Annotated in this window: 22 protein-coding genes; 11 read left to right on the top strand and 11 right to left on the bottom strand. The window is 64.8% G+C overall.

What is annotated here, in order from left to right; translation table 11 throughout:
• Positions 1 to 19: 19 nt before the first annotated feature.
• Entirely contained in the window at positions 20 to 337 is a 318-nt protein-coding gene (locus AXW84_RS21575) for a hypothetical protein (RefSeq protein ID WP_068238318.1), read from the top strand.
• 103 nt (positions 338 to 440) lie between these two features.
• On the opposite strand, the gene AXW84_RS21570 is transcribed toward AXW84_RS21575, so the two are convergent.
• The 5 genes from AXW84_RS21570 to AXW84_RS21550 all read right to left on the bottom strand — a co-directional run bounded on the left by AXW84_RS21570 (position 441) and on the right by AXW84_RS21550 (position 3,840).
• Positions 441 to 1,181, bottom strand: a complete 741-nt coding sequence (locus AXW84_RS21570) for a zinc/iron permease (RefSeq protein WP_068238312.1) — start codon at positions 1,179 to 1,181, stop codon at positions 441 to 443.
• Between the two features lie 111 nt (positions 1,182 to 1,292).
• Entirely contained in the window at positions 1,293 to 1,652 is a 360-nt protein-coding gene (locus tag AXW84_RS21565; protein WP_157887179.1) for a hypothetical protein, read from the bottom strand.
• A gap of 93 nt (positions 1,653 to 1,745) precedes the next feature.
• On the bottom strand, positions 1,746 to 2,345 hold the full coding sequence (locus AXW84_RS21560; protein WP_068238303.1) for a YcxB family protein: 600 nt from the start codon (positions 2,343 to 2,345) through the stop codon (positions 1,746 to 1,748).
• Positions 2,346 to 2,466: 121 nt separating this feature from the next.
• Positions 2,467 to 3,330: a carboxylating nicotinate-nucleotide diphosphorylase gene (nadC, locus tag AXW84_RS21555; RefSeq protein WP_068238300.1), complete on the bottom strand. Its 864-nt coding sequence runs from the start codon at positions 3,328 to 3,330 to the stop codon at positions 2,467 to 2,469.
• A 111-nt stretch (positions 3,331 to 3,441) separates the two neighbouring features.
• On the bottom strand, positions 3,442 to 3,840 hold the full coding sequence (locus AXW84_RS21550) for a DUF4783 domain-containing protein (protein ID WP_068238297.1): 399 nt from the start codon (positions 3,838 to 3,840) through the stop codon (positions 3,442 to 3,444).
• Positions 3,841 to 4,037: 197 nt separating this feature from the next.
• Between AXW84_RS21550 and gpmI the strand changes: the two genes are divergently transcribed.
• Positions 4,038 to 5,582, top strand: a complete 1,545-nt coding sequence (gpmI, locus tag AXW84_RS21545) for a 2,3-bisphosphoglycerate-independent phosphoglycerate mutase (RefSeq protein ID WP_068238293.1) — start codon at positions 4,038 to 4,040, stop codon at positions 5,580 to 5,582.
• Positions 5,575 to 6,159 (top strand): hypothetical protein, encoded by a 585-nt coding sequence (locus tag AXW84_RS21540; protein WP_068238291.1) that lies wholly within the window; start codon positions 5,575 to 5,577, stop codon positions 6,157 to 6,159. Before gpmI ends, AXW84_RS21540 begins: the two co-directional genes overlap by 8 nt.
• A 22-nt stretch (positions 6,160 to 6,181) precedes the next feature.
• On the opposite strand, the gene AXW84_RS21535 is transcribed toward AXW84_RS21540, so the two are convergent.
• Both AXW84_RS21535 and prfA read right to left on the bottom strand, forming a co-directional pair.
• Entirely contained in the window at positions 6,182 to 7,750 is a 1,569-nt protein-coding gene (locus AXW84_RS21535; protein WP_068238288.1) for a hypothetical protein, read from the bottom strand.
• Between the two features lie 176 nt (positions 7,751 to 7,926).
• A complete protein-coding gene (prfA, locus tag AXW84_RS21530; RefSeq protein WP_068238286.1) occupies positions 7,927 to 8,997 on the bottom strand; it encodes a peptide chain release factor 1 in 1,071 nt (356 codons plus the stop codon).
• Positions 8,998 to 9,187: 190 nt separating this feature from the next.
• Between prfA and thrA the strand changes: the two genes are divergently transcribed.
• The 3 genes from thrA to thrC all read left to right on the top strand — a co-directional run bounded on the left by thrA (position 9,188) and on the right by thrC (position 14,142).
• Complete coding sequence (thrA, locus tag AXW84_RS21525; protein ID WP_068238283.1) at positions 9,188 to 11,629, top strand: bifunctional aspartate kinase/homoserine dehydrogenase I; 2,442 nt, start codon at positions 9,188 to 9,190, stop codon at positions 11,627 to 11,629.
• Positions 11,630 to 11,777: 148 nt separating this feature from the next.
• Positions 11,778 to 12,713 (top strand): homoserine kinase, encoded by a 936-nt coding sequence (locus AXW84_RS21520; RefSeq protein WP_068238280.1) that lies wholly within the window; start codon positions 11,778 to 11,780, stop codon positions 12,711 to 12,713.
• A gap of 130 nt (positions 12,714 to 12,843) precedes the next feature.
• Positions 12,844 to 14,142, top strand: a complete 1,299-nt coding sequence (gene thrC, locus AXW84_RS21515; protein WP_068238278.1) for a threonine synthase — start codon at positions 12,844 to 12,846, stop codon at positions 14,140 to 14,142.
• A 63-nt stretch (positions 14,143 to 14,205) separates the two neighbouring features.
• On the opposite strand, the gene AXW84_RS21510 is transcribed toward thrC, so the two are convergent.
• Together AXW84_RS21510 and prmC are read right to left on the bottom strand one after the other, a co-directional pair.
• A complete protein-coding gene (locus tag AXW84_RS21510) occupies positions 14,206 to 14,499 on the bottom strand; it encodes a putative quinol monooxygenase (protein ID WP_068238275.1) in 294 nt (97 codons plus the stop codon).
• A 127-nt stretch (positions 14,500 to 14,626) separates the two neighbouring features.
• Complete coding sequence (gene prmC, locus AXW84_RS21505) at positions 14,627 to 15,478, bottom strand: peptide chain release factor N(5)-glutamine methyltransferase (RefSeq protein ID WP_068238272.1); 852 nt, start codon at positions 15,476 to 15,478, stop codon at positions 14,627 to 14,629.
• Positions 15,479 to 15,712: 234 nt separating this feature from the next.
• Between prmC and AXW84_RS21500 the strand changes: the two genes are divergently transcribed.
• The 5 genes from AXW84_RS21500 to AXW84_RS21480 all read left to right on the top strand — a co-directional run bounded on the left by AXW84_RS21500 (position 15,713) and on the right by AXW84_RS21480 (position 19,936).
• Complete coding sequence (locus AXW84_RS21500) at positions 15,713 to 16,603, top strand: AraC family transcriptional regulator (protein ID WP_068238270.1); 891 nt, start codon at positions 15,713 to 15,715, stop codon at positions 16,601 to 16,603.
• A gap of 84 nt (positions 16,604 to 16,687) precedes the next feature.
• Complete coding sequence (locus AXW84_RS21495; protein WP_068238268.1) at positions 16,688 to 17,425, top strand: SDR family oxidoreductase; 738 nt, start codon at positions 16,688 to 16,690, stop codon at positions 17,423 to 17,425.
• 218 nt (positions 17,426 to 17,643) lie between these two features.
• Positions 17,644 to 18,699, top strand: coding sequence for a bifunctional diaminohydroxyphosphoribosylaminopyrimidine deaminase/5-amino-6-(5-phosphoribosylamino)uracil reductase RibD (ribD, locus tag AXW84_RS21490; protein ID WP_068238265.1), 1,056 nt, complete (start codon positions 17,644 to 17,646; stop codon positions 18,697 to 18,699).
• A 96-nt stretch (positions 18,700 to 18,795) separates the two neighbouring features.
• Positions 18,796 to 19,275 carry a GAF domain-containing protein gene (locus AXW84_RS21485; RefSeq protein WP_068238262.1) on the top strand — a complete coding sequence of 160 codons (480 nt, stop codon included), beginning with the start codon at positions 18,796 to 18,798 and terminating at the stop codon, positions 19,273 to 19,275.
• A 148-nt stretch (positions 19,276 to 19,423) separates the two neighbouring features.
• A complete protein-coding gene (locus AXW84_RS21480; protein ID WP_068238260.1) occupies positions 19,424 to 19,936 on the top strand; it encodes a fasciclin domain-containing protein in 513 nt (170 codons plus the stop codon).
• Between the two features lie 74 nt (positions 19,937 to 20,010).
• Here the strand turns inward: AXW84_RS21480 and AXW84_RS21475 are convergent, their stop codons facing one another.
• Entirely contained in the window at positions 20,011 to 21,198 is a 1,188-nt protein-coding gene (locus AXW84_RS21475; RefSeq protein ID WP_068238257.1) for a S1 family peptidase, read from the bottom strand.
• Positions 21,199 to 21,307: 109 nt separating this feature from the next.
• Complete coding sequence (locus AXW84_RS21470) at positions 21,308 to 21,928, bottom strand: RNA polymerase sigma factor (protein ID WP_068238248.1); 621 nt, start codon at positions 21,926 to 21,928, stop codon at positions 21,308 to 21,310.
• Between the last annotated feature and the right edge of the window lie 7 nt (positions 21,929 to 21,935).

Here is a 21,935-nt window from a genome sequence, read left to right as displayed (position 1 = left end):
CGTCTTTTCCCGCCCGCTTATGTTCGTTCTCACTTTCCAGGAATGCGCCGTTCGCTACGGCCTGAACGCCGAGGATTTGCACGGCTTCGTCGCCGTGGGCTTGCTGCGCCCGGCCCCCACCCCCAACGCCGTGGAGGTCGACGACGAGCCCGACGAGCTGCTGCCGCGCCTAGCGCGCCTGCACCACGGCCTGGGCGTGCCGCCCGAAGCCCTCGACCTAGTGCTGGCCATGCGCCAGCGCCTGCTGGGCCTGCAAGCCGCCCTGGCCCGGGAAACCTCCCGCGCCCAGCAACTGGAGCAGTTCCTGTACGGCCGGGGCCCCTTGCTGGAGGGGTAGTTTTTCCCCTTAACAGGTATCCATTCACGTTCAACAGCCGTTCAATTAGCCAATTAAGGCTCTTTGAACGGCTGTTGAACGTGAATGGATACCTGTTAAGGGATTAGGCGATGGCTAGGGCCAGGGCGGCGCCCACTACGGTAGCTCCCAGCTTGGCCCAGTCGAGCCGGTGTTCGGGGCTGGTTTCGAACAGGATGGTGGTGGAAACGTGCAGGAAATTGCCGGCCACCAGTCCCAGCAGCGCGGCATAGGCCCCCGCGCCCAGCCGCTCATGCAGCACTAAGTAGTTGCTACTCAAAATGCCCACCGGGCCGGCCAAGGCAAAGATTAGCAGCGCGGGCCACGTGCGCCGGGCGGGGCCAGGCCGCTGGTGTAGCAGCGTAGCCAGCGCAAACGCGGCCGGCACGTGGTGCAGTGCCACCCCAGCCACCACGGCGTGGTACGGGGGCCCCACCGCGCCGGCAGCAGCCGGCACCAAAATGCTGCCTTCCAAAAGCGAGTGCACCGCCAGGGCCCCCAGCAGCAGCAACGGCACGCGGCCTGCCCGGGCCGCGTGGGCGTCGGCCGCATGCACGTGGCCATGCTCGATGCCGTGCGAGAACACCTCCAGCAGTACCTGCCCAAAAAATCCTCCCAGCACCCAGTACCCCACCCGGGGGCCCTGGCCCGGCACCAGCTGCCAGGCCTCGGGCAGTAAGTGCGTGACGGTGAGGGTAAACAAATAAGCTCCGCTAAAGGCCAACAGCGGCTTCAGGGCCGCCTGGCCCAGAGCCGCGGGCACCCGGCCAGCGGCCCAGCCCGCCCCCAGCACCGTGCCCAGCAATACAAAAATGGCAATCCACATCCGCAAAAACGCAAAAAACGGCCGTCCTGCGGCTGCACAAAAGCGGCCGCCTGCCCCGCGCTGGTCGGCGAAGCAGGCGGCCGCTGCAAAAATTACTGAGCCGGCGGGCAGCTACTTTTTTTCCGCCGCTGGCTGGTGGCGCGCGTCCCCATCGGCGGGGGCGGCGTCGTTCTTTTTCTCCTCGCCCTTCAAGTTGGCCGCATCAGCCGACGTGGCCTCGGCGGCGTTGGGCATGGCGCGCTCGTCGAGCTTCACCGACGAGTTGGTGGGCCGCGGAATGGCAGCGCCTTTGGCGGCGTTGGGCATGTCGGCAGAATCACTGGCGCGCATGTCGCTGATGCGGGTACCGGGGGCTACCATGTCCACCGATACTTTTTCGTCGGGGCGCCAGTCGGAGGGCTCGGTGCTGCAAGCATTCAGGGCGAGGGCGGCGGTGGCCACGGCCAGCAAGCGAGGGGAGAGAAATTTCATGGGTGAGGAAACAAGCAATAGCGGTCAGATGGAATGCGTTACGTAGCGGCGGGCAGCGGGGTGGGCCGCGCCGCGCTTTTTTTGGCGGGGGCCCTAGGCCAGCAGGTTCTTGCGGCGCAGCAGGGCTTCGAACAGCTTGCGGTCGTTGTCGGAGTTGAAGATGCGCTGGGGCAAATGTAAAAACACCGGCACGTCGAACGTGCGGGCAATCCACAGGCGCCAACCAGCGGTGTCGGCGGGCGGGTCGCCGGGCTTGAGGTACAGCAAGTACGCATCGTCGTCGCGGCGCACCTTGCCGATCATGTCCCAGGTCAGCTGCATGGCTTTTTCCTTGCTCACGCGCAGCAGCAGCTGCTTCTGGTCCATCTCAAAGCTCATCCGCTCAAACAGCGGCTTGCTTTGCTCCATCTGCGTCACGCCCGTGACCTGGGCCGAGCGCAGCAGCACAAACAGCAGCGTGAGCACGAAGCTCAGCGCCAGCCACCACCACGAATGCCAGATAATGGCCGGCAGCAGCCCGATGGCGAACGGCACGAGGGCGTACTTCCAGTCTTTGCGCCACACTTCGGCCATGGCCAGCTTGGTGTAGGCGTTGGTGTCGAACTGCGATTTTTTGGTGACGATGGCCAGCGGCGACGGTTGCTGCTGCTGGCGGAAGCCGCCGCCCCCGCCGCGTTGGTTGGGTTGATTCATGATTCTTTTAAATGTGGAGATGCGTAGGACGTGTGGATGTGGAAGTTTGATAATGAGAGTTTTGATAGTCTAAAACAAACCTCCCACGTTTTCACATTCTCCACACTCAACACATTAATTTTTAAAATGCTTTCAAGCTCAAGTCTAGGATGTCGGCTGAGTGCGTGAGGGCCCCCACCGAAATGTAGTCGACGCCGGTGGCGGCCACTGCGGCCAGGGTTTGCTCGGTGATGCCGCCGCTGGCCTCGGTTTCGAAGCGGCCGGCCACCAGCCCCACCGCCTCGTGCATTTGGGCCAGCGTCATGTTGTCGAGCATCAGGCGCTGGAAGCCGCCAGCGGCCACGGCCTGCTGTACTTCTTCCAAGGTGCGGGTTTCGAGCACGATGGGCAGCTGCCGGCCGGTGCGGGCCAAGTAGGCGTGCGTGGCGGCCAGGGCCGCGGCCACGCCGCCGGCGTAGTCCACGTGGTTGTCCTTCAGCATAATCATGTCGAAGAGGCCGTAGCGGTGGTTCACGCCGCCGCCAATCAGCACGGCCCACTTTTCGCAGAGGCGGAAGTTGGGCGTGGTTTTGCGGGTGTCGAGGAGGCGGGTTTTGGTGCCGGCGAGCAACTCGGTGAGGCGGGCCGTGTAGGTGGCAATGCCGCTCATGCGCTGCATGCAGTTGAGCACCAGGCGCTCAGCGGTGAGGATGCTGCGCGCGGGGCCCTCCACCACAAAGGCCACGTCGCCGGGCTGCACGCGGGTACCGTCGGGCAAGGCCTCGCGCACCTGCAAGGCCTCGTCCACGGCCGCGAAGATGCGCGGGGCCAGGGCCACGCCAGCCAGCACGCCGCTCCCTTTCACTAATAGGCGGGCGCGGTTGCGGGCTTCAGCCGGAATGGCGGCCAGCGCCGAATGGTCGCCGTCGCCCACGTCTTCGGCCAGCGCCGTGCGAATGAAGGTGGCGAGGGCCTCGTCGGTTAAGTAAGTAGGGAGCGGTTGCACGCCGCAAAGGTACGGGCCCCGCCCTTGCCGTGGAAGCACCACCGGCGCCCCAACGCAAAGCCCCGCCGCCTGGTGATCAGGCAGCGGGGCTTCAGTGGCAATAATGGTTGGTTACTCTTTGGTAAAGTCCAAATTATCAATTACCGGGGCCCCGTGCGAAGGCTTCAGCTTGACGTAGACGCGGTAGGTACCGCCGCGGCTGGCGTAGCGCCCCACCGCGTACTGGATGCCTTCGCCACTGGCTCCCTGGTGGATAAAGTCGAACCCGGTGGGGCCGTTTTTGGCGAAAAAGTCTTTCAGCACCAACTCGGCCTGGGTGGCGTTGAAGTTTTGCTTGTCGCCGTCAAAACTAATTTCGACGGCCGGGGCCAGGTACTGGGCCAGTTCGTGCGCCGAGCCGTTGCGCAGGGCCCCGCGCACGGGCCCCAGATCAGCTTGGGCTTGGGCCGTAAAGCCCAGCAGCACCAGCAACCACGCGGCAGCCAGCGTCCGCAAAAAGAAGGGTTTCATGGTAAAAAGTAAAGGACTTATCATCAAAGCGGAGTGTAGCGAAAACAGTGCCAGTTGGAGAGGGTCCCCCAGCCAAGGCCAAATTACGAGCGGCGGCCCGCGCGGGTTGGCGGGCAAGCGGGCAGAAATCTGCCTAAAATTCTATCTCGTGGCGCGGTTGCGGTTAACCCTTGTGCCGGCCCCTGTATCTTTGCGCCATGAACAAACAGGTATTATTGGTGATTCTGGACGGGTGGGGCCTGACCCAAAACACGATTAATTCGGCCGTTGACCAAGCACAGACGCCCTTCTACCACGAAGTGTTGCAGCGTTATCCGCACAGCACGCTCCAGGCTTCGGGCGAGGCCGTGGGCTTGCCCGAGGGCCAGATGGGCAACTCGGAAGTGGGCCACATGAACATCGGCGCGGGCCGCGTGGTCGACCAGGAGTTGGTGCGCATCGGCCGCTCCATCCGCGACCGGAAGCTGGGCCAGATGCCGGCCTTGGTGAAAGCCTTTGAATACGCCCGCACCAATAACAAGCCCTTGCACCTCATTGGGTTGCTGTCCGACGGCGGGGTGCACTCGCACATCGACCACGTGAAGGCCCTCTGCACCATCGCCCACGAGGCGGGCGTGCCGCGGGTGTTTGTGCACGCCTTTACCGACGGGCGCGACACCGACCCCAAGAGCAGCGTGCGCTACATCAACGACCTGGAGCAGCACGTGGAGCGCACGGGCGCCAAAATTGCCTCGGTGGTGGGCCGCTACTACGCCATGGACCGCGACCAGCGTTGGGAACGGGTGCAAGTGGCCTACGACCTGCTGGTAAACGGCGTGGGCACGCCCTCGCAGAACCTGATCCAAACCATTCAGGAGCAGTACAAAGAAGGCATTACCGACGAGTTCCTGAAACCCATCGTGAAAGTGGGCAGCGACGGGCAGCCGCTGGCCACCATTCAGGAGGACGACGTGGTGCTGTGCTTCAACTTCCGCACCGACCGGGGCCGCGAGATTACGGAAGCGCTGACGCAGCAGGACTTCCACGCCTACCAAATGCAGCGCTTGAACCTGCACTATCTGACGCTGACCAACTACGACGACAGCTTTGGGGGCGTGACGCCGGTATTTGAGAAAGACAACCTCAACCGCACGCTGGGCGAGGTGCTGGCCGAGAACGGCAAGACGCAGATCCGCATCGCCGAAACCGAGAAGTACCCGCACGTGACGTTCTTCTTTTCGGGCGGCCGCGAGGTGGCGTTTCAGGGCGAAAGGCGCATTATGTGCCCCTCGCCCAAGGTGGCCACCTACGACCTTCAGCCCGAGATGAGCGCCGCTGACCTGCGCGACGCGCTCATACCCGAACTGCAAGCCAACGCCGCCGATTTCGTGGTGCTGAACTTTGCCAACCCCGACATGGTGGGCCACACCGGCGTGTTCGCAGCCGTGGTGCAGGCCGTGGAAACGGCCGACGCCTGCGCCCGCGCCGTGGTGGAAGCCGCCCGCGCCGCTGGCTACGCCAGCATCATCATCGCCGACCACGGCAACGCCGAGTTCATGCGCAACGCCGACGGTTCGCCCAACACGGCCCACACCACCAACTTGGTGCCCTGCATTTTAGTGGACGACAACTACCACGGCACCCTCGCCGATGGCAAATTGGCCGACCTCGCCCCCACCATCCTGGCGCTGATGGGCGTGGCCCAGCCTGCCGAGATGACCGGCCTGAACCTGCTGCGCCCCGCCGACGCCCCGCATGCGTAAGAGCCACGGCGCTTGGCTGGGGGCCCTGCCGCTGCTGCTGGCGGGCTGTGGGGCCCCCGAGGCCGCTCCCTCCGCACCGGCCGCCACCCAGCCGCTGTACTTCGACGTGAAGGGCTTGCTTGATCAACAAATTAAGCAGCTCGGCCAGGCCCACACCGCCACCCTCAAGCGCGTGAGCGTGCGCGGCAGCGTCCCCGAAACGGTGCGCGTGCCCGCCGTGAAGTGGGCCGACGAATTGCAGCTGTTTTTCCAGGCTGACATTAATAAAGCCGCCCTGCGTGGCGTTTATGCCGTCGATTCGGCTCGGCTCCCCGACGGGCGGCTGCGCCGCACCTACACCCGCCTGCCCGGCCACGACATTGCCCCGGTGGGCCGGCTGTCGGTACTCAGCGCCGGGGCCGCTCCCGAGGAAATTACGGCCGACGTGGACCAGCAGAACGCGCTGTTCTCGGCCCGCAAGCACCTGCGGCTCGACTTGCGCCAAGGCCTGCTTACCGCCTACGCTGTGCAAGGCACCCAAAAGCTGGTGCTGTTCGATACGCTGCGCTACGCGGCGGCCGGGCAGGTGCAGCGCTAGGTGCAAATAGGGCCCCAGGGCTCTATTTGTGCTCGTAGGCCCCCACGGTGCGGGCCGCGCGCGGCAGGTTGCGCAGGTCGCGGGCCGGCACATTCCCGTAGGCAGGGCCTAGCTTGAGGGCGGGCGAGGTGGCTTGCAGCGAGTAATCGAGCCGGCTGCCGCTGAACGGCGAGCGTAAAAACAGCGGGTCGGTATTCAGCAAGTTGCCGAGCGCCGCGTCGGCGAGGCCCGGCTTGCCGGTAGTAGCGAAGGCAGTGCCGGCGTAGGTACTGGTGCGCAGCACCGAGTTGCGCACCACGAGGCTAGCGCGGTAATTATCTACGTCGTCGAAGTACAGCTCGTCATCGATAGAACCCCACACAATGCTGTTGCGCAGCGTGATTTGCGGCGACGACAGCGCGGTTACGTTGTCCAGGGGCGACTTGTCGGTAAAGGTTAGCGAGGCCGATTTGCGCACCGCCGTGGTGTTGGGGTAGTTGGCCACGGTGCAGAAGTTCACGTCGTACGTCCCGCCAAAGCCCAGCATGGCGTATTCAGCGCAGTTAGCAAACAGGCAGTTGGTGGCCTTCACATCGCCGGCAATGCTGATGATGCCACCGCCGGTATCCAGCGATACGGGCGTCTGCGCAGCGCCAGCAAACGATACGTTATTGCCGGAAATGTTCTTAATCGTCGTGTTGTCCATGGCCACGTCGGGATGGGGCCCCGTGGGGGCGGTGTTCAGCAGCAGCAGGCCGTAGGTGGCGTTCTTGATTTCGGCGTAGCGAATGCGGTTGCCGCGGCTGGTACTCGTGAATACGAGGCCGCCCCACTGCCCCGGCGTGTCGGCGTAGAAATCTTCGAGCCGGTCGCCGCCGAAGCGCACGATGTTGGCGTTAGTGTCCTTCACCGTATCGGTGGGCACGAAGGCGTTGGGCTCACTTAAGTCGTTCACCAGCAACCGGCCATCCACTTGCAGCACAGCCCCGGCGTGCGAATAGATGCGGGCCCCCTTCGGGATGCGCAGCGTGGCGCCTTGCGCCACCGCCACGCCCACCACGTAGGCTTGCGTGCCGCTGCCGTAGGTGCGGTTGACGATGACGTGGGGCTTGTCGGTCTTCCAGGTAACGTCTTTGGCGATGATGTCGCCGTAGTGGAAATAGGCGTTCTGGCCGTAGGCGACCAGCTTCACGTCCTGGGCGTTGCCGTTGGTGAGGAAGTTGATTTGGTCGGCCACTACAAACTGCTTGGCCGCGGTGGCCGTGCCGTTGTCGCCGACGGTGGCGCGCACCAGGATGAGCAGGCTGTCGTTGCCCCGCACCGTTACGCCGCTGGCGCTGGCCCCCGCATCGCCGCTGATAATGAGCGAGTACGGGCTGGCCCCAGCCCCGGCCAGGCTGATGTCCGTCTTCAGGGCCCCGCGGTTGCGGTTGTACACCCACAGCCGCTTCGTCACGGTGCGCACCGTGGTAAACACGGTATCGAACAGCACCGTGTCCTGCACAAAGCTCAGGCTGCCCGAGGTTTGCACTAAGTCTTCCTTCGGCTCGCAGCCCGGCAGCAGCGCCGACAGGCAACCGAGTAAGATGAAGGCAAGAAAAAAGTGGCGCATTGGAAAATGTAATTCGGCGCATCGAGGCCGTCATGCAACGCGCAGCGAAGCACCTCTTCCGCAGCAGCATATCTTAATTATTGCTGCGGGAGAGGTGCTTCGCTGCGCGCTGCATGACGGCCTGAATATGCTATTTATAATGGAGATGACAACGGCTCAAGGGCCCCATTATCTCCTTACGACACACCCACTTTCAGGCGCTCGGCGCTTTCGGCGATGCGGAGGTTTTCCACGAAATCGTCCACGTTGCCGTCCATCACGCTGGGCAGGTTGTGCACGGTGTAGCCGATGCGGTGGTCCGTCACGCGGCCCTGGGGGTAGTTGTAGGTGCGCACCTTGTCGCTGCGGTCGCCGCTGCCGATCATGCTCTTGCGGATGGCGCCTTCGGCCTCATTCTTTTTGGCCAGTTCAATCTCGAAAATGCGCGAGCGCAGCACTTGCAGGGCCTTGTCGAAGTTTTTGAGCTGCGATTTTTGGTCCTGGCACTGGGCCACAAGGCCGGTGGGGAGGTGAGTGAGGCGCACGGCCGAGTAGGTCGTGTTCACCGACTGGCCGCCGGGGCCGCTAGACATGAAGAGGTCCTTGCGGATGTCGTTCATATCCAGGTCAATGTCGAACTCTTCGGCTTCCGGCATCACCACCACCGAGGCCACGCTGGTGTGGATGCGGCCCTGGGTTTCGGTGGCCGGCACGCGCTGCACGCGGTGCACGCCGCTCTCAAACTTGAGTTTGCCGTACACGTCCTCGCCCTTCACGGCCAGGATAATTTCCTTATAGCCGCCGGCCGTGCCTTCCATCGCGTCCACGAGCTCCATTTTCCAGCCCTGCTTTTCGGCGAAGCGCAGGTACATGCGCTGCAAGTCGCCGGCAAACAGCGCGGCTTCGTCGCCGCCGGCCCCGGCCCGGATTTCCATGATGACGTCTTTCGAGTCGTTGGGGTCGCGGGGCAGCAGCAAGTCCTTGATGGCGCCTTCCAAGCGTTCCTGCTCGGGCCCAAGCTCGTCGAGCTCAGCCTTGGCCATTTCGCGGAAATCCTCGTCTTTTTCGGTCGAAATAACTTGGCGGGCATTCTCGATGTTGCTGAGCACCTGCTGGTAATTGCGGTACTCGGCCACGATTTTGCCCAATTCTTTATACTCTTTGTTCAACGACTTGTAGCGCTTCAGGTCCGACATCACATCGGGCTGCATTAGCTCTTCGCTCACGTCGTTGTACCGCAGGCGGATGGCTTCTAATTTGTCCAGCATTGTAGTGGTCGAAAAAAATAGTCTGTAGGTTTGCAAAGATACTGGATTCAAACACCGCCGTTTGAGTCGGGCGTTCCTTTTTCCGCGGCGCGGCTGGGGGCCCCGCCGGCCGGCGTTGTGGGGGCCCGGTGTCGGTTGCCCTGCCCTTTGCCGGCCCATCCACCCGGCCCCACGCCCAACCGCCACCTTAATGCAAGTGCTCAAATTCGGAGGCACGTCCGTAGCCTCCGCGGAAAACATCGAGAAATCGTGCGCCATCGCGCTCCAAGCCCTGGCCCGGGGCCCCGTCGTGATGGTGGTATCGGCCCTGGGGGGCACCACCGACGCCCTCATCGGGGCGGGGCGAGCGGCGGCCAGCGGCGACTACCGCTACCGCGACACGCTGGCCCAGCTGCAACAGCGGCACCTGGCCGCCGCCCAGGCCCTACTGCCCCCGGCCGCCCAGCCCGACATCACCGACCTGCTCACCCGCGGCTTTTCGGAGCTGCTGCAGCTCTGCGACGGCATCTTTTCGCTCGGCGAGCTGTCCGACCGCACCCTCGACCGGCTGATGAGCTACGGCGAACTGTTCTCGTCGCAGCTGGTACGCGAGGCCCTGGGGGCCCGCACTGCCGCCGTGTGGGCCGACGCCCGCCAACTCATCCGCACCAATGCGCGCTTCGGCGCGGCTGAGGTGAACGTGGCCATCACCCGGCTCCAAGTGCAGGCGTTTAAAAGCGCGCGCCCCGGCGAGGTGTGGGTGGTGCCGGGCTTCATTGCCGCTGACGAGCAGGGCAACACTACCACGCTGGGCCGCGGCGGCTCCGATTACACGGCCGCCCTGCTGGCCGCCGCCCTCGACGCCGACGTGCTCGAAATCTGGACCGACGTAAGCGGCATGATGACCGCCGACCCACGCCTCGTGTCGCGGGCGCGGCCCATCGCCGGCATCTCGTACCAGGAGGCCATGGAGCTGTCGCACTTCGGGGCCAAGGTATTGTATTCGCCTACCATTCAACCAGTAATGGAGCGCGGTATTCCGCTCTGGATCAAAAACACCTTCGCCCCGGCTGACTACGGCACGCTGGTGGAAGTGGCCCCGCCGCCCAGCAGCGAGGTGGTGCGTGGCCTCTCCAGCATCGGCAATTTGTCGCTGCTGAACCTGGAGGGCAGCGGCATGGTGGGCATCCCCGGCTTCTCGAAGCGCCTGTTTGAGGCCCTGGCCCGCGAGCGCATCAACGTGGTGCTCATCACCCAAAGCTCGTCGGAGTACTCGATTTGCGTGGGCTTGGCCGCTGCCGACGTGCCCGGGGCCCAGGCCGCCGTCGACGCCGAGTTTGCCCCCGAAATTGCCAGCGGGCGCATTGCCCCGCTGCGGCCCGAAAACGACTTGGCCATTGTGGCGCTGGTGGGTGAAAACATGAAGAACCACCCCGGCATCAGCGGGCGCCTATTTGGGGCCCTGGGGCAGAACGGAGTCAACATCCGGGCCATTGCCCAGGGCTCGTCGGAGCGCAACATTTCCACCGTCATCCGGGCCGCCGATGTGCGCAAGGCCATCAACGTGCTGCACGAGGCGTTCTTCGAGCCGGCTTATAAACAGGTGAACCTGTACGTGTTGGGGCCCGGCAACGTGGGCGGCAAGCTGCTGGCCCAGCTGGCCCAGCAGCAGCAGCACCTGCAGCAGCAGCTGGGCTTACAAGTGCGCGTGGTGGCCATTGCCAACCGCCGCCACTGCGTCGTGGACGAGAACGGCTTGGACCTGGCTGCCTGGCCCGCCGCGCTGGCCGCCGCGGGACCCTGCACGCTGGAGGAGTTCACCGAGCTCATTGTGAGCCGCAACCTGCGCAACTCTATTCTGGTAGACGTAACGGCCAACCCCGCCGCCGCTGACAACTACGCCGCCCTGCTCGAAAAGAGCGTGGCCGTGGTGGCCTGCAACAAGGTGGCCGCGTCGTCGGCCTACGCCAACTACGCTGGCCTCAAAAAGCTGGCCCAGGATTTCAACACCCGCTTCCTGTTCGAAACCAACGTGGGCGCGGGCCTGCCCATCATCGGCACGCTCAGCGACCTCACACGCAGCGGCGACGTGGTGCGGCGCATGGAGGCCGTGCTTTCGGGCACGCTCAACTTCGTGTTTAACAATTACGACGGCTCGCGGCCCTTTGCCGAGGTGGTGCGCCAGGCCCAGGACGAAGGCTATACCGAGCCCGACCCGCGCCTCGACCTTAGCGGCACCGATGTGGCCCGCAAAATCCTGATCCTGGCCCGCGAAGCCGGCCACCCGCTGGAAATGAGCGACGTGCAAATCGAATCGTTCCTGCCTGCCTCCTGCCTGGAGGGTGACGTGGAAGCCTTTTACGAGCAGTTGGCCGTGCACGAAGCCCACTTTAGGGCTCTGTACGACGCGGCCACGGCCGGGGGCAAGCGCCTCAAGTTCGTGGCTCGCTTCAACGACGGGGCCGCCGCCGTGGGCCTGCAAGCCGTGCTGCCCAGCCACGACGTGTACGAGCTGCGCGGCAAGGACAACATCGTGCTCTTCTACACCGACCGCTACGCCGAGCAGCCGCTGGTGGTGAAGGGCGCCGGCGCGGGGGCCGAGGTCACCGCCGCCGGCGTGTTCGCCGACATCATCCGCGCCGCCCGGCTGTAATCGTTACGCTTTTTGAAGCGTGAGACAAAATAGGTCGTCATGCAGAGCGCAGCGAAGCATCTCTCCCGCGGCAGTAATTAATAGAATAGTCAGCGGGAGAGATGCTTCGCTGCGCTCTGCATGACGGCCTAGAAAAATCATCATTTTAATGCCCCTCCCCGATTCCGTTCTCGTCCACGCGCCCGCCACCATTGCCAACCTGGGCTGTGGGTTCGACGTGCTGGGCCTGGCCCTGGCCGCGCCCTACGACACGCTGCGCCTGCGCCGCACCGGGGGGCCCGGCCTGAAAATCACCCACCTCGACCACTACGGCCTGCCCACCGACCCCCTCCACAACGTAGCCGGAGCGGCCCTGCTGGCCCTGCTGGAAAAGGTGCCCGAGGCGGTGGGCTTCGAAGTTGAAATTACCAAGGGCATCATGCCGGGCAGTGGCGTAGGCAGCAGCGCGGCCAGCGCCGCTGGGGCCGTAGTAGGGGCCAACGCGCTGCTGGGCCACCGGTTCAATAAGCTGGAGCTGGTGGACTTTGCGATGGCGGGCGAGGCCGTGGCCAGCGGCGTGCGCCACGCCGACAACATCGCGCCGGCCATTTTTGGCGGCTTTACGCTGGTTAGGGCCCTGGCGCCGGTGCTCGACGTGGTGGCCCTGCCGGCCCCGCCGCTGTGGGTGGCCGTGGTGCACCCCCAAATCGAGGTCAAGACCAAGGAGGCCCGGGCCCTGCTGCCCACCGCCGTGCCGCTGGGGCTGGCCGTGCGCCAGTGGGCCAACGTGGGCGGCCTGGTGGCCGGCTTCCTCACCGCCGACTACGCCCTGATTGGCCGGGCCCTGGAAGACTACATCGTGGAGCCGGCGCGGGCCCCGCTCATCCCCGGGCTGGCCGAGGCGCGGCGGCGGGCCCTGGCGGCCGGGGCCCTGGGCGGCGGCATTTCGGGCTCGGGGCCCTCCATCTTCATGCTGAACCGCGACGGCGAAACCGCCCACGCCGTGGCCGCGGCTCTGGGCAGCGTGTTTGCCGAACTGGGCATTGCCCACGACTTGCACGTGGGCCGCATTGCTCCGGAAGGCGCCCGCGTGGTGGCCGAATAACGGCCACGACCCGATCATTAACCCGTTGTTAACGAATACGCTGGGTAAATTCCTAGCTGTACATTCGCCAGCGGCTTATTCGTCGAAACCAGCCTTTCAAGGTCTTTTTATTGCTACACTTCTCTTCCTGATGCAGTACTATAGCCTTCGCCGCCAGGCCCCCACAGTCGATTTTCGCACGGCCGCCATTACCGGCCAGGCCCCCGACGGCAGCTTGTACTTCCCGGAAACCATTCCGCGCTTCGGGGCCGATTTCCTGCGCGACCTGCCCGCGCTGGACCGCGCTGACCTGGCCCTGGCCGTGATGCGGCCCTACGTGGGCGGCACCATCCCGGACGCGGACCTGCGCGAGATTTGCGCCGCGGCCGTGGACTTTCCTTTTCCGCTCGTGCCCGTGAGCCCGGGCATTGCGGCCCTGGAGCTGTTCCACGGGCCCACGCTGGCGTTTAAGGATGTGGGGGCCCGGTTCATGAGCCGGTGCCTGGGCTACTTTGCGCAACGCGGCGACACGCCCCCCGTGACGGTGCTGGTGGCCACCTCGGGCGACACCGGCGGGGCCGTGGCCAGCGGCTTTTTGGGCGTGCCGGGCGTGGAGGTGGTCATCCTCTACCCCAAGGGCAAGGTGAGCCCGGTGCAGGAGCAGCAGCTCACCACGCTGGGCCAAAATATTACGGCCCTGGAAGTTAGCGGCACCTTCGACGATTGCCAGGCCCTGGTGAAGCAGGCCTTCCGCAACCCCGAGCTGGCCGCCCACCGCTTCCTCACGTCAGCCAATTCCATCAACGTAGCGCGCTGGCTGCCCCAGCAGCTGTATTACTGCTTCGCAGCCCAGCAGTGGCCCGCCGATGCCGCGCCGCCGGTGGTGAGCGTACCGAGCGGCAACTTCGGCAACATTTGCGCCGGGCTGCTGGCGCGGGCTTCGGGCCTGCCGCTGGGCCACTTCATCGCCGCCTGCAACGCCAACGACCCCGTACCGCGCTACCTGCGCTCGGGCACCTACGCGGCCCAGGCCGCCGTGGCCACCCACTCCAACGCCATGGACGTGGGCGACCCCAGCAACTTCGTGCGCATCCTGGAGCTGTTCCACAGCGACCTGGGGGCCCTAAAGGCTGCCCTCAGCGCCGAAACCGTGAGCGACCCTGACACGGTGGCCACCATCTTGCAGGTATGGTTCGAGAACGGCTATTTGCTTGACCCCCACGCCGCTGTGGCCTACGCCGCTTTGCTCCGCCACCAAGCCCAGTACCCCGATGCCGCTGGTATTTTGCTGGCCACGGCCCACCCCGTGAAGTTCCCCGGCGTGCTGGAACCCATCATCGGCCAGCCCATCGAGCTGCCCGAAGCCGTGCTGCACCTGCAAGGCCGCCCCAAGCAAGCCATTCCAATGGACGTGGATTTTGGGGCCCTGAAGGAGTTTTTGCTGCGGTAGCGGTCAATAAAAAACGGGAGACTCGGCCTGGCCAAACCTCCCGTTTACATTATTCCTGGAGGCCTACTTAGCGGCCAGTATATCAATCATTTCAATGGCCGGCGGGGTCGAAAAAAGCTCTTCGGCGTGGGCCATGAGGGCGGCGGCTACCTTGCCCCCGAGGTGGGCTTTGCGGCCGGCGTCTTCGGCAAATGTGTCGAAAATACCGAACGTGGAGGGCCCCATCTGGATGCCGTACCAAGTTACGGTATCCGGCTCTTCCATAACGAGGGCCCGCCCGCCGCGCAGGAAATCGGCCACGGCCTGCTCTTTTCCGGGCTTGGCTTCGAGCCGTACCAGCAATCCTACTTTTACCATGATGTGTGGGCTTTAAGGGTAAATCGTTACCGTTCAGCTACGCAAACGTGGCGGCAACCGGATTGTTTTGGGCCGCGCAGCGCAACGCCGGGCGGCGCCACCAAGCGCTACCAGGCGCCACCGCGCACTACGGCGCAACGGCCCGCACCATGCGCGCCTTGTCGAACATGTCGGCCACGCCGCGCACGTCGACGTAGCCCTGGCTACGTAGTAATTCCTCAGTTTCGGTCGACAGCGCCTCGTTGATTTCCAGGTAGATGCCGCCGCCGGGGCGCAGCAGCGCGCGGCCCAGGGCCCCCAGGCGGCGGTAGAAGAGCAGCGGGTCGGCATCGGGCACGAACAGGGCCGTGGCGGGCTCCCAATTCAGCACGTTGGCGCGCATCTGGGCCCGCTCGCTCTCGCGCACGTAGGGCGGGTTGCTCACCAGCGCATCGAGGGCCCCGGGGACCAGGCCAGCGGGCGCGGCTTGCAGAATATCAACCTGTTGGAACTGCACCTGCGGGGCGTAGCGGGCCCCGTTGCGGCGGGCCACGGCCAGGGCTTCGGCCGAAATATCGACGGCCAGCACCTGTGCCCGGGGCAGGGCGCGGGCCAGCGCCAGGGCCAGGCAGCCCGAGCCGGTGCCCACGTCGAGCACCGTGCGGGCTCCCGGCTGCGCGGCCGCCACCAGGCGCGCCAGTTCCTCGGTTTCGGGGCGCGGGATGAGGGTGGCGGGCGTCACTTCCAGCTCCATGCCAGCGAAGTGCGCCGTGCTCAGCACGTACTGTACCGGCTCGTGGGCCAGCAGGCGGGCTTCGAGGGCGGGCAATTGCTGCTGCACCGCCGCGGGCACCGCCTCCTGGGCCCGCATGCGGCGCTGGAGCGGGTCGAGGCCCAGCAGGTGCTCGGCCACCAGCGCGGCGATGGCGGCAGCCTCCGGGGCGGGGTAGGCGGCGGCGAGGGCGGCGGCGAGACGGTCGGTGAAGGCACGGGTGGTCATCGGGCAAAGGTGGGGCCCCGGGCCAAATTCAGCCGGATTTTCCCGCGGCTCCCAGCTAAACTGCTGGCCACTGATGGTCACAACCATGGTGCCCGCGCCCTCCGAAACCCAGCGGCGCTGACACTACACAAAAATTCATGGCCCGCTAAACGCCTGGGTCCGCCTGTTTTTCCGGCGGGGGCCCCGGCGCTGCCCCGCGCCCGTACTTAGTGGAAAACTGTAGCCGTCAATTTTATGCAGACGCTTACCCGTAACCAGCCGATACCGGTGCATCCGCTCGAGCCGGACGAGGCCACCGGGAGCAACTTGTTCACCATCGTGCGCTCGGAAGGCGACTTGCCCTACGAGGAAAACCTGCTGCTGCCGCACCGCAAGGCGTACTACCTGCTGGTTTTTGTGCAGCACAGCCGCGGCCGGCACTGGGTGGACGCGACGCCCTACGAGCGCAAAGACAACACGCTGTACTTCACCGCGCCGAGCCAAATCCTGGTCAAGGAGGCCGCCACGCCCTTTTGGGGCACCCGCCTAGAGTTCACAGACGAGTTTTTGGCCTTGCAGCAAAACGTGGCCCTACTGGAGCTGCCGCTCATCCAAAACCCCCACCACGGGCACGAGCTGCTGCTCACGGCGGCCGACGGGGCCCTGGTGGAGGAGCTGCTGGCCAAAATGGAGGCCGGGCACCACCGCCCCGGCGAGTGGCAACACCGCATGCTCACCGCCTACCTCACCGTGCTGCTCACCTACCTGAACCGGCTTTACACTGAGCAGTTCACGGGTGCCGAGCCTTCGGCTGACCAGCGTCTGCTGAAAACTTACCGGGCCAAGGTGGAGGAATGCTACCGCGAGCTGCACGAGGTGGGCGCGTACGCGGCGCTGCTCCACATTTCGGCGGGGCACCTGAGCGAGGTGGTGAAGGCCCAGAGTGGCAAGCCGGCCATCAAGCACCTGCACGAGCGCCTGGTGCTCGAAGCTAAACGCTTGCTGCTGTACACCCCGCTCTCGCTCAAGGAGCTGGCCTTCGACCTCGGGTTTTCGGAGGCGTCCTACTTCAACCGCTTCTTCAAGCGCGAAACTGGCGTCACCCCGGCCGAGTACCGCGCCACCATCCGCAAAATGTACCAGTAATGCCGCGGAATAGGTGCCAGCCGCGCCCCGGGGGCCCGGTAATTTTGTATTATCGATTAATTAACCAACTGACCACCATTCCTAATGAAGACAGCACTCATCACCGGCGCCAACAAAAGTATTGGCTTTGAAGCCGCCCGGCAGCTGCTCCAGCACGGCTACCACGTGTACCTGGGCAGCCGCGATTTGCAAAACGGCCAGCAAGCCGCCGACCAGCTCCGAGCAGAAGGCCTCGTGGAGGTCGAGCCCCTCCAGATCGACGTAACCGACAGCGCCTCCATCGCCGCCGCCCGGGAGGCCCTGGGCCAGCAAACCAGCAGCCTGGACGTGCTCATCAACAATGCCGGCATCAGCGGTGCGTTTCCGCAGCCAGCCCTCACCAGCGACATTGGCATGATCAAGGAGGTATTCGAAACCAACGTGTTCGGCGTAATTGCCGTGACGCAGGCCTTCGTCGACCTGCTGCGGCAGTCGCCCGCGCCCCGGATCGTGAACGTGACCTCGGGCCTGGGCTCGCTCACGCTGCACAACGACCCATCCTGGAAATACTATCCGGTGAAGGGTGCCGCCTACCAGCCGTCCAAGGCAGCCCTGAACGCCTACACCATCATGCTGGCCTACGAGCTGCGCGACACGCCCTTCAAAGTGAACGCCGTGGACCCCGGCTACACCGCCACCGACTTCAACCACCACAGCGGCCCCGGCAGCGTGGCCGATGCCGCCGCGCGCCTGGTAAAAGCCGCCACGCTGGGCCCTGATGGCCCCACCAGTCAGTTCTTTAGTGACGACAACGCACCCGAAACAGGCATCAGCCCCTGGTAAAACCCTCGGTCTTTGACCGGTAATAAAAGCCCGCCCGTCCTGCTTTGCCCGCACCAACGCTGGGTAAAGTAGGACGGGTGGGCTCGCTGTTTCCCACTACAACGGTTTTCAGGTCGGTGTACACCGACCTGAAAACTACCCTAGTTCTTGGCTGGGGCCCCCGCCGCCCTTCGCAGCGGCGAGCCCCCGCGGTGCGGCGGCGCGGTTACTTTTGCGGCATGGCCGACGCCCCCTCCCCTAACGCTTCCGACGACTCTTTGTTCATGCGCCGCGCCCTCGACTTGGCGCTGCGCGGCACTGGCTACGCCCGGCCCAACCCGCTGGTGGGCTGCGTGGTAACGCACGGGGGCCGCATCATCGGCGAGGGCTGGCACCAGCAATACGGGGGCCCCCACGCCGAAGTGAACGCCGTGGCCAGCGTGGCCGATAAGTCGCTGCTGGCAGAGAGCCGCGTGTTCGTAACGCTGGAGCCCTGCGCCCACCACGGCAAAACGCCCCCCTGCGCCGACCTACTCATCGCCCACGGCGTGCCCGAGGTGGTGGTGTGCAACGACGACCCGTTTCCGCTGGTGGCGGGCCGCGGCAACGCGAAGCTGCGCGCCGCTGGGGCCCTAGTCAGCACCGGGCTACTGGCCGCCGAGGGCCGCTGGCTGAACCGGCGCTTCTTCACCTTCCACGAAAAGAAGCGGCCCTACCTGGTGCTGAAGTGGGCCGAAACGGCCGACGGCTTTTTGGCCGGGCGCTACTTCCAGCCGGTGGCCATCAGCGGGCCCCAGGCGCGGCTGCTCACCCACCAGTGGCGGGCCGAGGAGCAGGCCATTCTGGTGGGCACCCGCACGGCCCTGCACGACAACCCCCACCTGAACGTGCGCGACTGGCCCGGGCCCGACCCGCTGCGCGTGGTGCTCGACAAAAACCTGTGCCTGCCGCCCACCCACCACGTGCTCGACGGCCAGCAGCCCACCCTGTTCTACACCTACCGCCAGCGCGCCGACGCCCCCAACCGCGCCTACGCCACCCTCACCGAAGCCGACGACCTGATGCCCCAAATCTTGGCCGACCTTTGGCAGCGCCAGGTGCAATCGGTGCTGGTGGAAGGGGGCCCCACGGTGCTCAACGCCCTACTCCACGCGGGGCTGTGGGACGAAATTCGCATCTTCCGCAGCCCCCGCAAGCTGGGCGCCGGCGTAGCAGCTCCGCGCCTGGGCTTCAGCGGCTTGCAAAGCGTTGAGAACGTGGGCGACGACCAGCTGTTCCGCTACCTGAACGAGTAGCGTGGACGCTGCAAGTCCGCGCGTTGAACGATTAGTTGAACGATAAATAAACCACTACCTAAAACGCGCGGACTCGCAGCGTCCACGCTACCTCCAATGGCCGAAACCCTCGCCCTCACCGCCACCACCAAGGCCGCCCGCTACGCCGAACTGCTGCCCCAAATCGACGCCCTCACCGCCGGCGAGCCCGACCTGACCGCCAACCTGGCCAACACAGCCGCCGCGCTACGGCAGGCCTTCGGGTTTTTCTGGGTGGGCTTCTACCTCGTGAAAGGCGACGAGCTGGTGCTCGGGCCGTTCCAGGGCCCCATCGCCTGCACCCGCATCCGCAAGGGGCGGGGCGTGTGCGGCGGCAGCTGGGCGCAGGCCCGCACCCTGCTCGTGCCCGACGTGGAGCAGTTCCCCGGCCACATCGCCTGCAGCTCCGATTCGAAGTCGGAAATCGTGGTGCCCGTCCTCAAAGACGGCGCCGTGGTAGCCGTGCTCGACGTGGACAGCGACCAGCTCAACGACTTCGACGCCGACGACCAGGCTGCCCTGGAGCAGTTGATGCAGCGGGCAGCGCAGTGGTTTTAATCTGCCGCCGGGCGGCAAAAAGCTATAATTTTCTGCATTCGTAAAGTTTTTATCATTAAAAACCTTTATATCATTTTATTAATAGCAAACAAAAAGTACGGGGGGAAGCTTTCGGATTTACTCTTTCATTCACCCAACCCCTTCTTTTATGCGCAAGCAAAATTTGTTCGCCGCCCTGCTGGGCCTGTTCCTACTGCTGGGCGTCCAGCTGACGTCCGCCGCCCAAGCCACCAACAAGGACTTGGCCGGTAGCGCCGCTATTTCGCCTGACCACACCACCCTGCTGAAGGCATTGCAGGCCGCCGGCTTGGCCGACCAGGCCAAAGGCAAGGGCCCCTACACCGTGTTCGCGCCTACGAACGCGGCCTTCGACAAGCTGCCCGCCGGTACGCTCGACAAACTGCTGATGCCCGCCAACAAGAAGATGCTCAGCGGCATCCTCACGTACCACGTGGTGCCCGGCAGCTACAAAGCCGCTGCCCTAAAAGACGGACAGAAGCTCAAGACCGTGGAAGGCGAAATGCTGACGGTGAAAAAACAAGGCGACAGCGTGATGATTATGGACGCCAAAGGCGGTTCCGCCACCGTGCAAAAAGCCGACATCATCGCCACCAACGGCGTCGTGCATTCCATCGATGCCGTGCTGATGCCCAGCAAGTAATTGCTGTTCAAAAAAGCCAAAAAGGCCCGGCTGCTCGATGAGCGGCCGGGCCTTTTTTATTGCAATACAATTACTTAGTCTTTCTCGAATACCTTCACTACGAACACGAAGTCTTGCAGCTTCTTGATTTGCTGGGGGCGCGGGGTGCCGGCCAGGCGGTTGGTGTGGGGCAGGTGGTAGGGAGCGGCGGGCTGCTTCTTGGCCAGCGAATCGACGAGGCGCAGCAGCAGCGACGACTTGGTGGCGAAGGCCGCGCTCTGGGCGTCGCTCTGGCGGCCGCTCACCACGCCGATGAGGTTGCCGCGCTCGTCGAGCAGGGGCCCCCCAGAGTTGCCCGGGTTCACCGGAATGCTGACCTGGTAGAAGGCCGTATCGCCACCGAAACCCGAGCGCGCGCTCAGGGCCCCGTCGCCGTACACCATGTCTTCGCGCGGGTAGCCGAGGGTGTACACCCGCTCGCCCAGGTCGGCCTGCCCAGCCTTGAAGGTGTACGGCAAGCGGCCAAAGCCGTTGAAGTCGCGGTCTTTGATACGCAGAATGGCCAGGTCGTGGGCGCGGTCCGAGTACACGGTTTCGGCGTGGTAGTGCTGCTGGTCGCGGCCTTCAATCAGCAACGAGTCAGCGCCTTGAATGACGTGGTAGCTCGTGACTAAGTAACCGTCGGCGGTGAGAGCGAAGCCCGTGCCACTGAACTTGCCGTTGTTGACGGGCGCCGGGGCCCCGCCCTTGCCGGCGTCCACTTGGCTCAGGCTGCGGCTCAGGGCGCGCTGGTTGCTTTGCAGCTTGTTCAGCTCGCGGCGCAGCACCGTGTAGCCGTACATCGAAGGCTTGGTATTGGCGGCGCGCCACCACTCCAGGCCCAGCAGCGAGCCAAATACAGCCAGCACCGCCACCGAGGCGGCTACGCCCACCGTGGCCCGGTGCCCGCTCCAAAACTCGCGCAGCACCCGCTCGGTGCGCGAAATGCGCAGCATGGGGTTCACCGTGGCGCGCAGGGCCCCGGGGGCCGGCGCCTCGGTAACCGACTGCTTAGCCGCCGTTTCGGCCAGCATTCCGGCGTGCAAGCCGCGCAACTGCTGGCGCAGGGCGCGGCGCTGGCCCACGGCCCGGAGCGTGCCCGTCAGCTCGCCGAAGTCGGCGTAGCGCAGGGCAAAGTCGGGGTCGGCGGCCAGGCGGGCCTCCAGGCCGGTGCGGGCGGGCGGGGCCAGCTCGCCCCGGGCGTAGGCTTCAAATAAGGCGTAGTAATCGGCTTCGGTTTGCATGGCGGGGGCTCATTCAGCAATGAACATTTATCATTTAACCGCTTGGCCTACGGCCTTGGGCACCGACAGCTACCGGCTGTTAAATGATAAATAATACCTGTTAAATGATTTAAATCGGCGCTTCCTTGTAGTGGGCAAAAAAGAGTTTTTTGAGGCGTACGAGGCACTTATATTTTTGATTCTTGGCGTTGTCGGCGTTGGTGTAGCCGAACTCCGCCGTCAGGTCTTGCATGGATTTCTCCAGCAGGTAAAAGCCTTCGAGCAGCGAGCGGCACGGCTCGCCGAGGTGGTCGAGGGCCTCGCTCATGGTGGTGAAGCGGCGGTCCTGCTCTTCGGCGGCGAGCAGGTCGTCCTCGGCTCCGGTGTGGTGCAGGGGCCCCAGGTCGTCGTCTTCCTGCAAGCGCACGCCGAAGCGGCTTTTGCTGGTAAGGCGCTTGAGCCAGAGGCGGCGGCACACGGCGTAGAGGTAGGTTTTGATCTGGCAGCTGAGCTCAAGCGAGCCGTCGCGCACCTTTTCATAAAATACCATCACGCCTTCCTGGTACACGTCCTGGGCGTCGTCGTCCGAGCCGCTGTTTTGCAGCACGAAGTGCGACACCATGGGCCAGTGCAGCCGGTAGAGCTGCGCCAGGGCCCGCTCGTCGCCGCCGCGGATGGCGGCAATCAAGGCTTCGTCGGGGGCGGGTGCCAGGGGAGTCGAAGAAGAAAAAGAAGAGTCGCCTCTGCTCATTCGCTTT

The sequence above is a fragment of the Hymenobacter sp. PAMC 26628 genome (genome assembly GCF_001562275.1).
GTDB lineage: Bacteria > Bacteroidota > Bacteroidia > Cytophagales > Hymenobacteraceae > Hymenobacter.
This window is presented reverse-complemented; position numbering and strand designations above follow the sequence as displayed.

Excerpts from the sequence above, each read along its gene's own strand:
- AXW84_RS21575 (WP_068238318.1), top strand. The coding sequence starts at position 20 with ATGTTCGTTCTCACTTTCCAGGAATGCGCCGTTCGCTACGGCCTGAAC.
- AXW84_RS21570 (WP_068238312.1), bottom strand. The coding sequence starts at position 1,181 with ATGTGGATTGCCATTTTTGTATTGCTGGGCACGGTGCTGGGGGCGGGC.
- AXW84_RS21565 (WP_157887179.1), bottom strand. The coding sequence starts at position 1,652 with ATGAAATTTCTCTCCCCTCGCTTGCTGGCCGTGGCCACCGCCGCCCTC.
- AXW84_RS21560 (WP_068238303.1), bottom strand. The coding sequence starts at position 2,345 with ATGAATCAACCCAACCAACGCGGCGGGGGCGGCGGCTTCCGCCAGCAG.
- AXW84_RS21550 (WP_068238297.1), bottom strand. The coding sequence starts at position 3,840 with ATGAAACCCTTCTTTTTGCGGACGCTGGCTGCCGCGTGGTTGCTGGTG.
- gpmI (WP_068238293.1), top strand. The coding sequence starts at position 4,038 with ATGAACAAACAGGTATTATTGGTGATTCTGGACGGGTGGGGCCTGACC.
- AXW84_RS21540 (WP_068238291.1), top strand. The coding sequence starts at position 5,575 with ATGCGTAAGAGCCACGGCGCTTGGCTGGGGGCCCTGCCGCTGCTGCTG.
- AXW84_RS21535 (WP_068238288.1), bottom strand. The coding sequence starts at position 7,750 with ATGCGCCACTTTTTTCTTGCCTTCATCTTACTCGGTTGCCTGTCGGCG.
- prfA (WP_068238286.1), bottom strand. The coding sequence starts at position 8,997 with ATGCTGGACAAATTAGAAGCCATCCGCCTGCGGTACAACGACGTGAGC.
- thrA (WP_068238283.1), top strand. The coding sequence starts at position 9,188 with ATGCAAGTGCTCAAATTCGGAGGCACGTCCGTAGCCTCCGCGGAAAAC.
- AXW84_RS21520 (WP_068238280.1), top strand. The coding sequence starts at position 11,778 with ATGCCCCTCCCCGATTCCGTTCTCGTCCACGCGCCCGCCACCATTGCC.
- thrC (WP_068238278.1), top strand. The coding sequence starts at position 12,844 with ATGCAGTACTATAGCCTTCGCCGCCAGGCCCCCACAGTCGATTTTCGC.
- AXW84_RS21510 (WP_068238275.1), bottom strand. The coding sequence starts at position 14,499 with ATGGTAAAAGTAGGATTGCTGGTACGGCTCGAAGCCAAGCCCGGAAAA.
- prmC (WP_068238272.1), bottom strand. The coding sequence starts at position 15,478 with ATGACCACCCGTGCCTTCACCGACCGTCTCGCCGCCGCCCTCGCCGCC.
- AXW84_RS21500 (WP_068238270.1), top strand. The coding sequence starts at position 15,713 with ATGCAGACGCTTACCCGTAACCAGCCGATACCGGTGCATCCGCTCGAG.
- AXW84_RS21495 (WP_068238268.1), top strand. The coding sequence starts at position 16,688 with ATGAAGACAGCACTCATCACCGGCGCCAACAAAAGTATTGGCTTTGAA.
- ribD (WP_068238265.1), top strand. The coding sequence starts at position 17,644 with ATGGCCGACGCCCCCTCCCCTAACGCTTCCGACGACTCTTTGTTCATG.
- AXW84_RS21485 (WP_068238262.1), top strand. The coding sequence starts at position 18,796 with ATGGCCGAAACCCTCGCCCTCACCGCCACCACCAAGGCCGCCCGCTAC.
- AXW84_RS21480 (WP_068238260.1), top strand. The coding sequence starts at position 19,424 with ATGCGCAAGCAAAATTTGTTCGCCGCCCTGCTGGGCCTGTTCCTACTG.
- AXW84_RS21475 (WP_068238257.1), bottom strand. The coding sequence starts at position 21,198 with ATGCAAACCGAAGCCGATTACTACGCCTTATTTGAAGCCTACGCCCGG.
- AXW84_RS21470 (WP_068238248.1), bottom strand. The coding sequence starts at position 21,928 with ATGAGCAGAGGCGACTCTTCTTTTTCTTCTTCGACTCCCCTGGCACCC.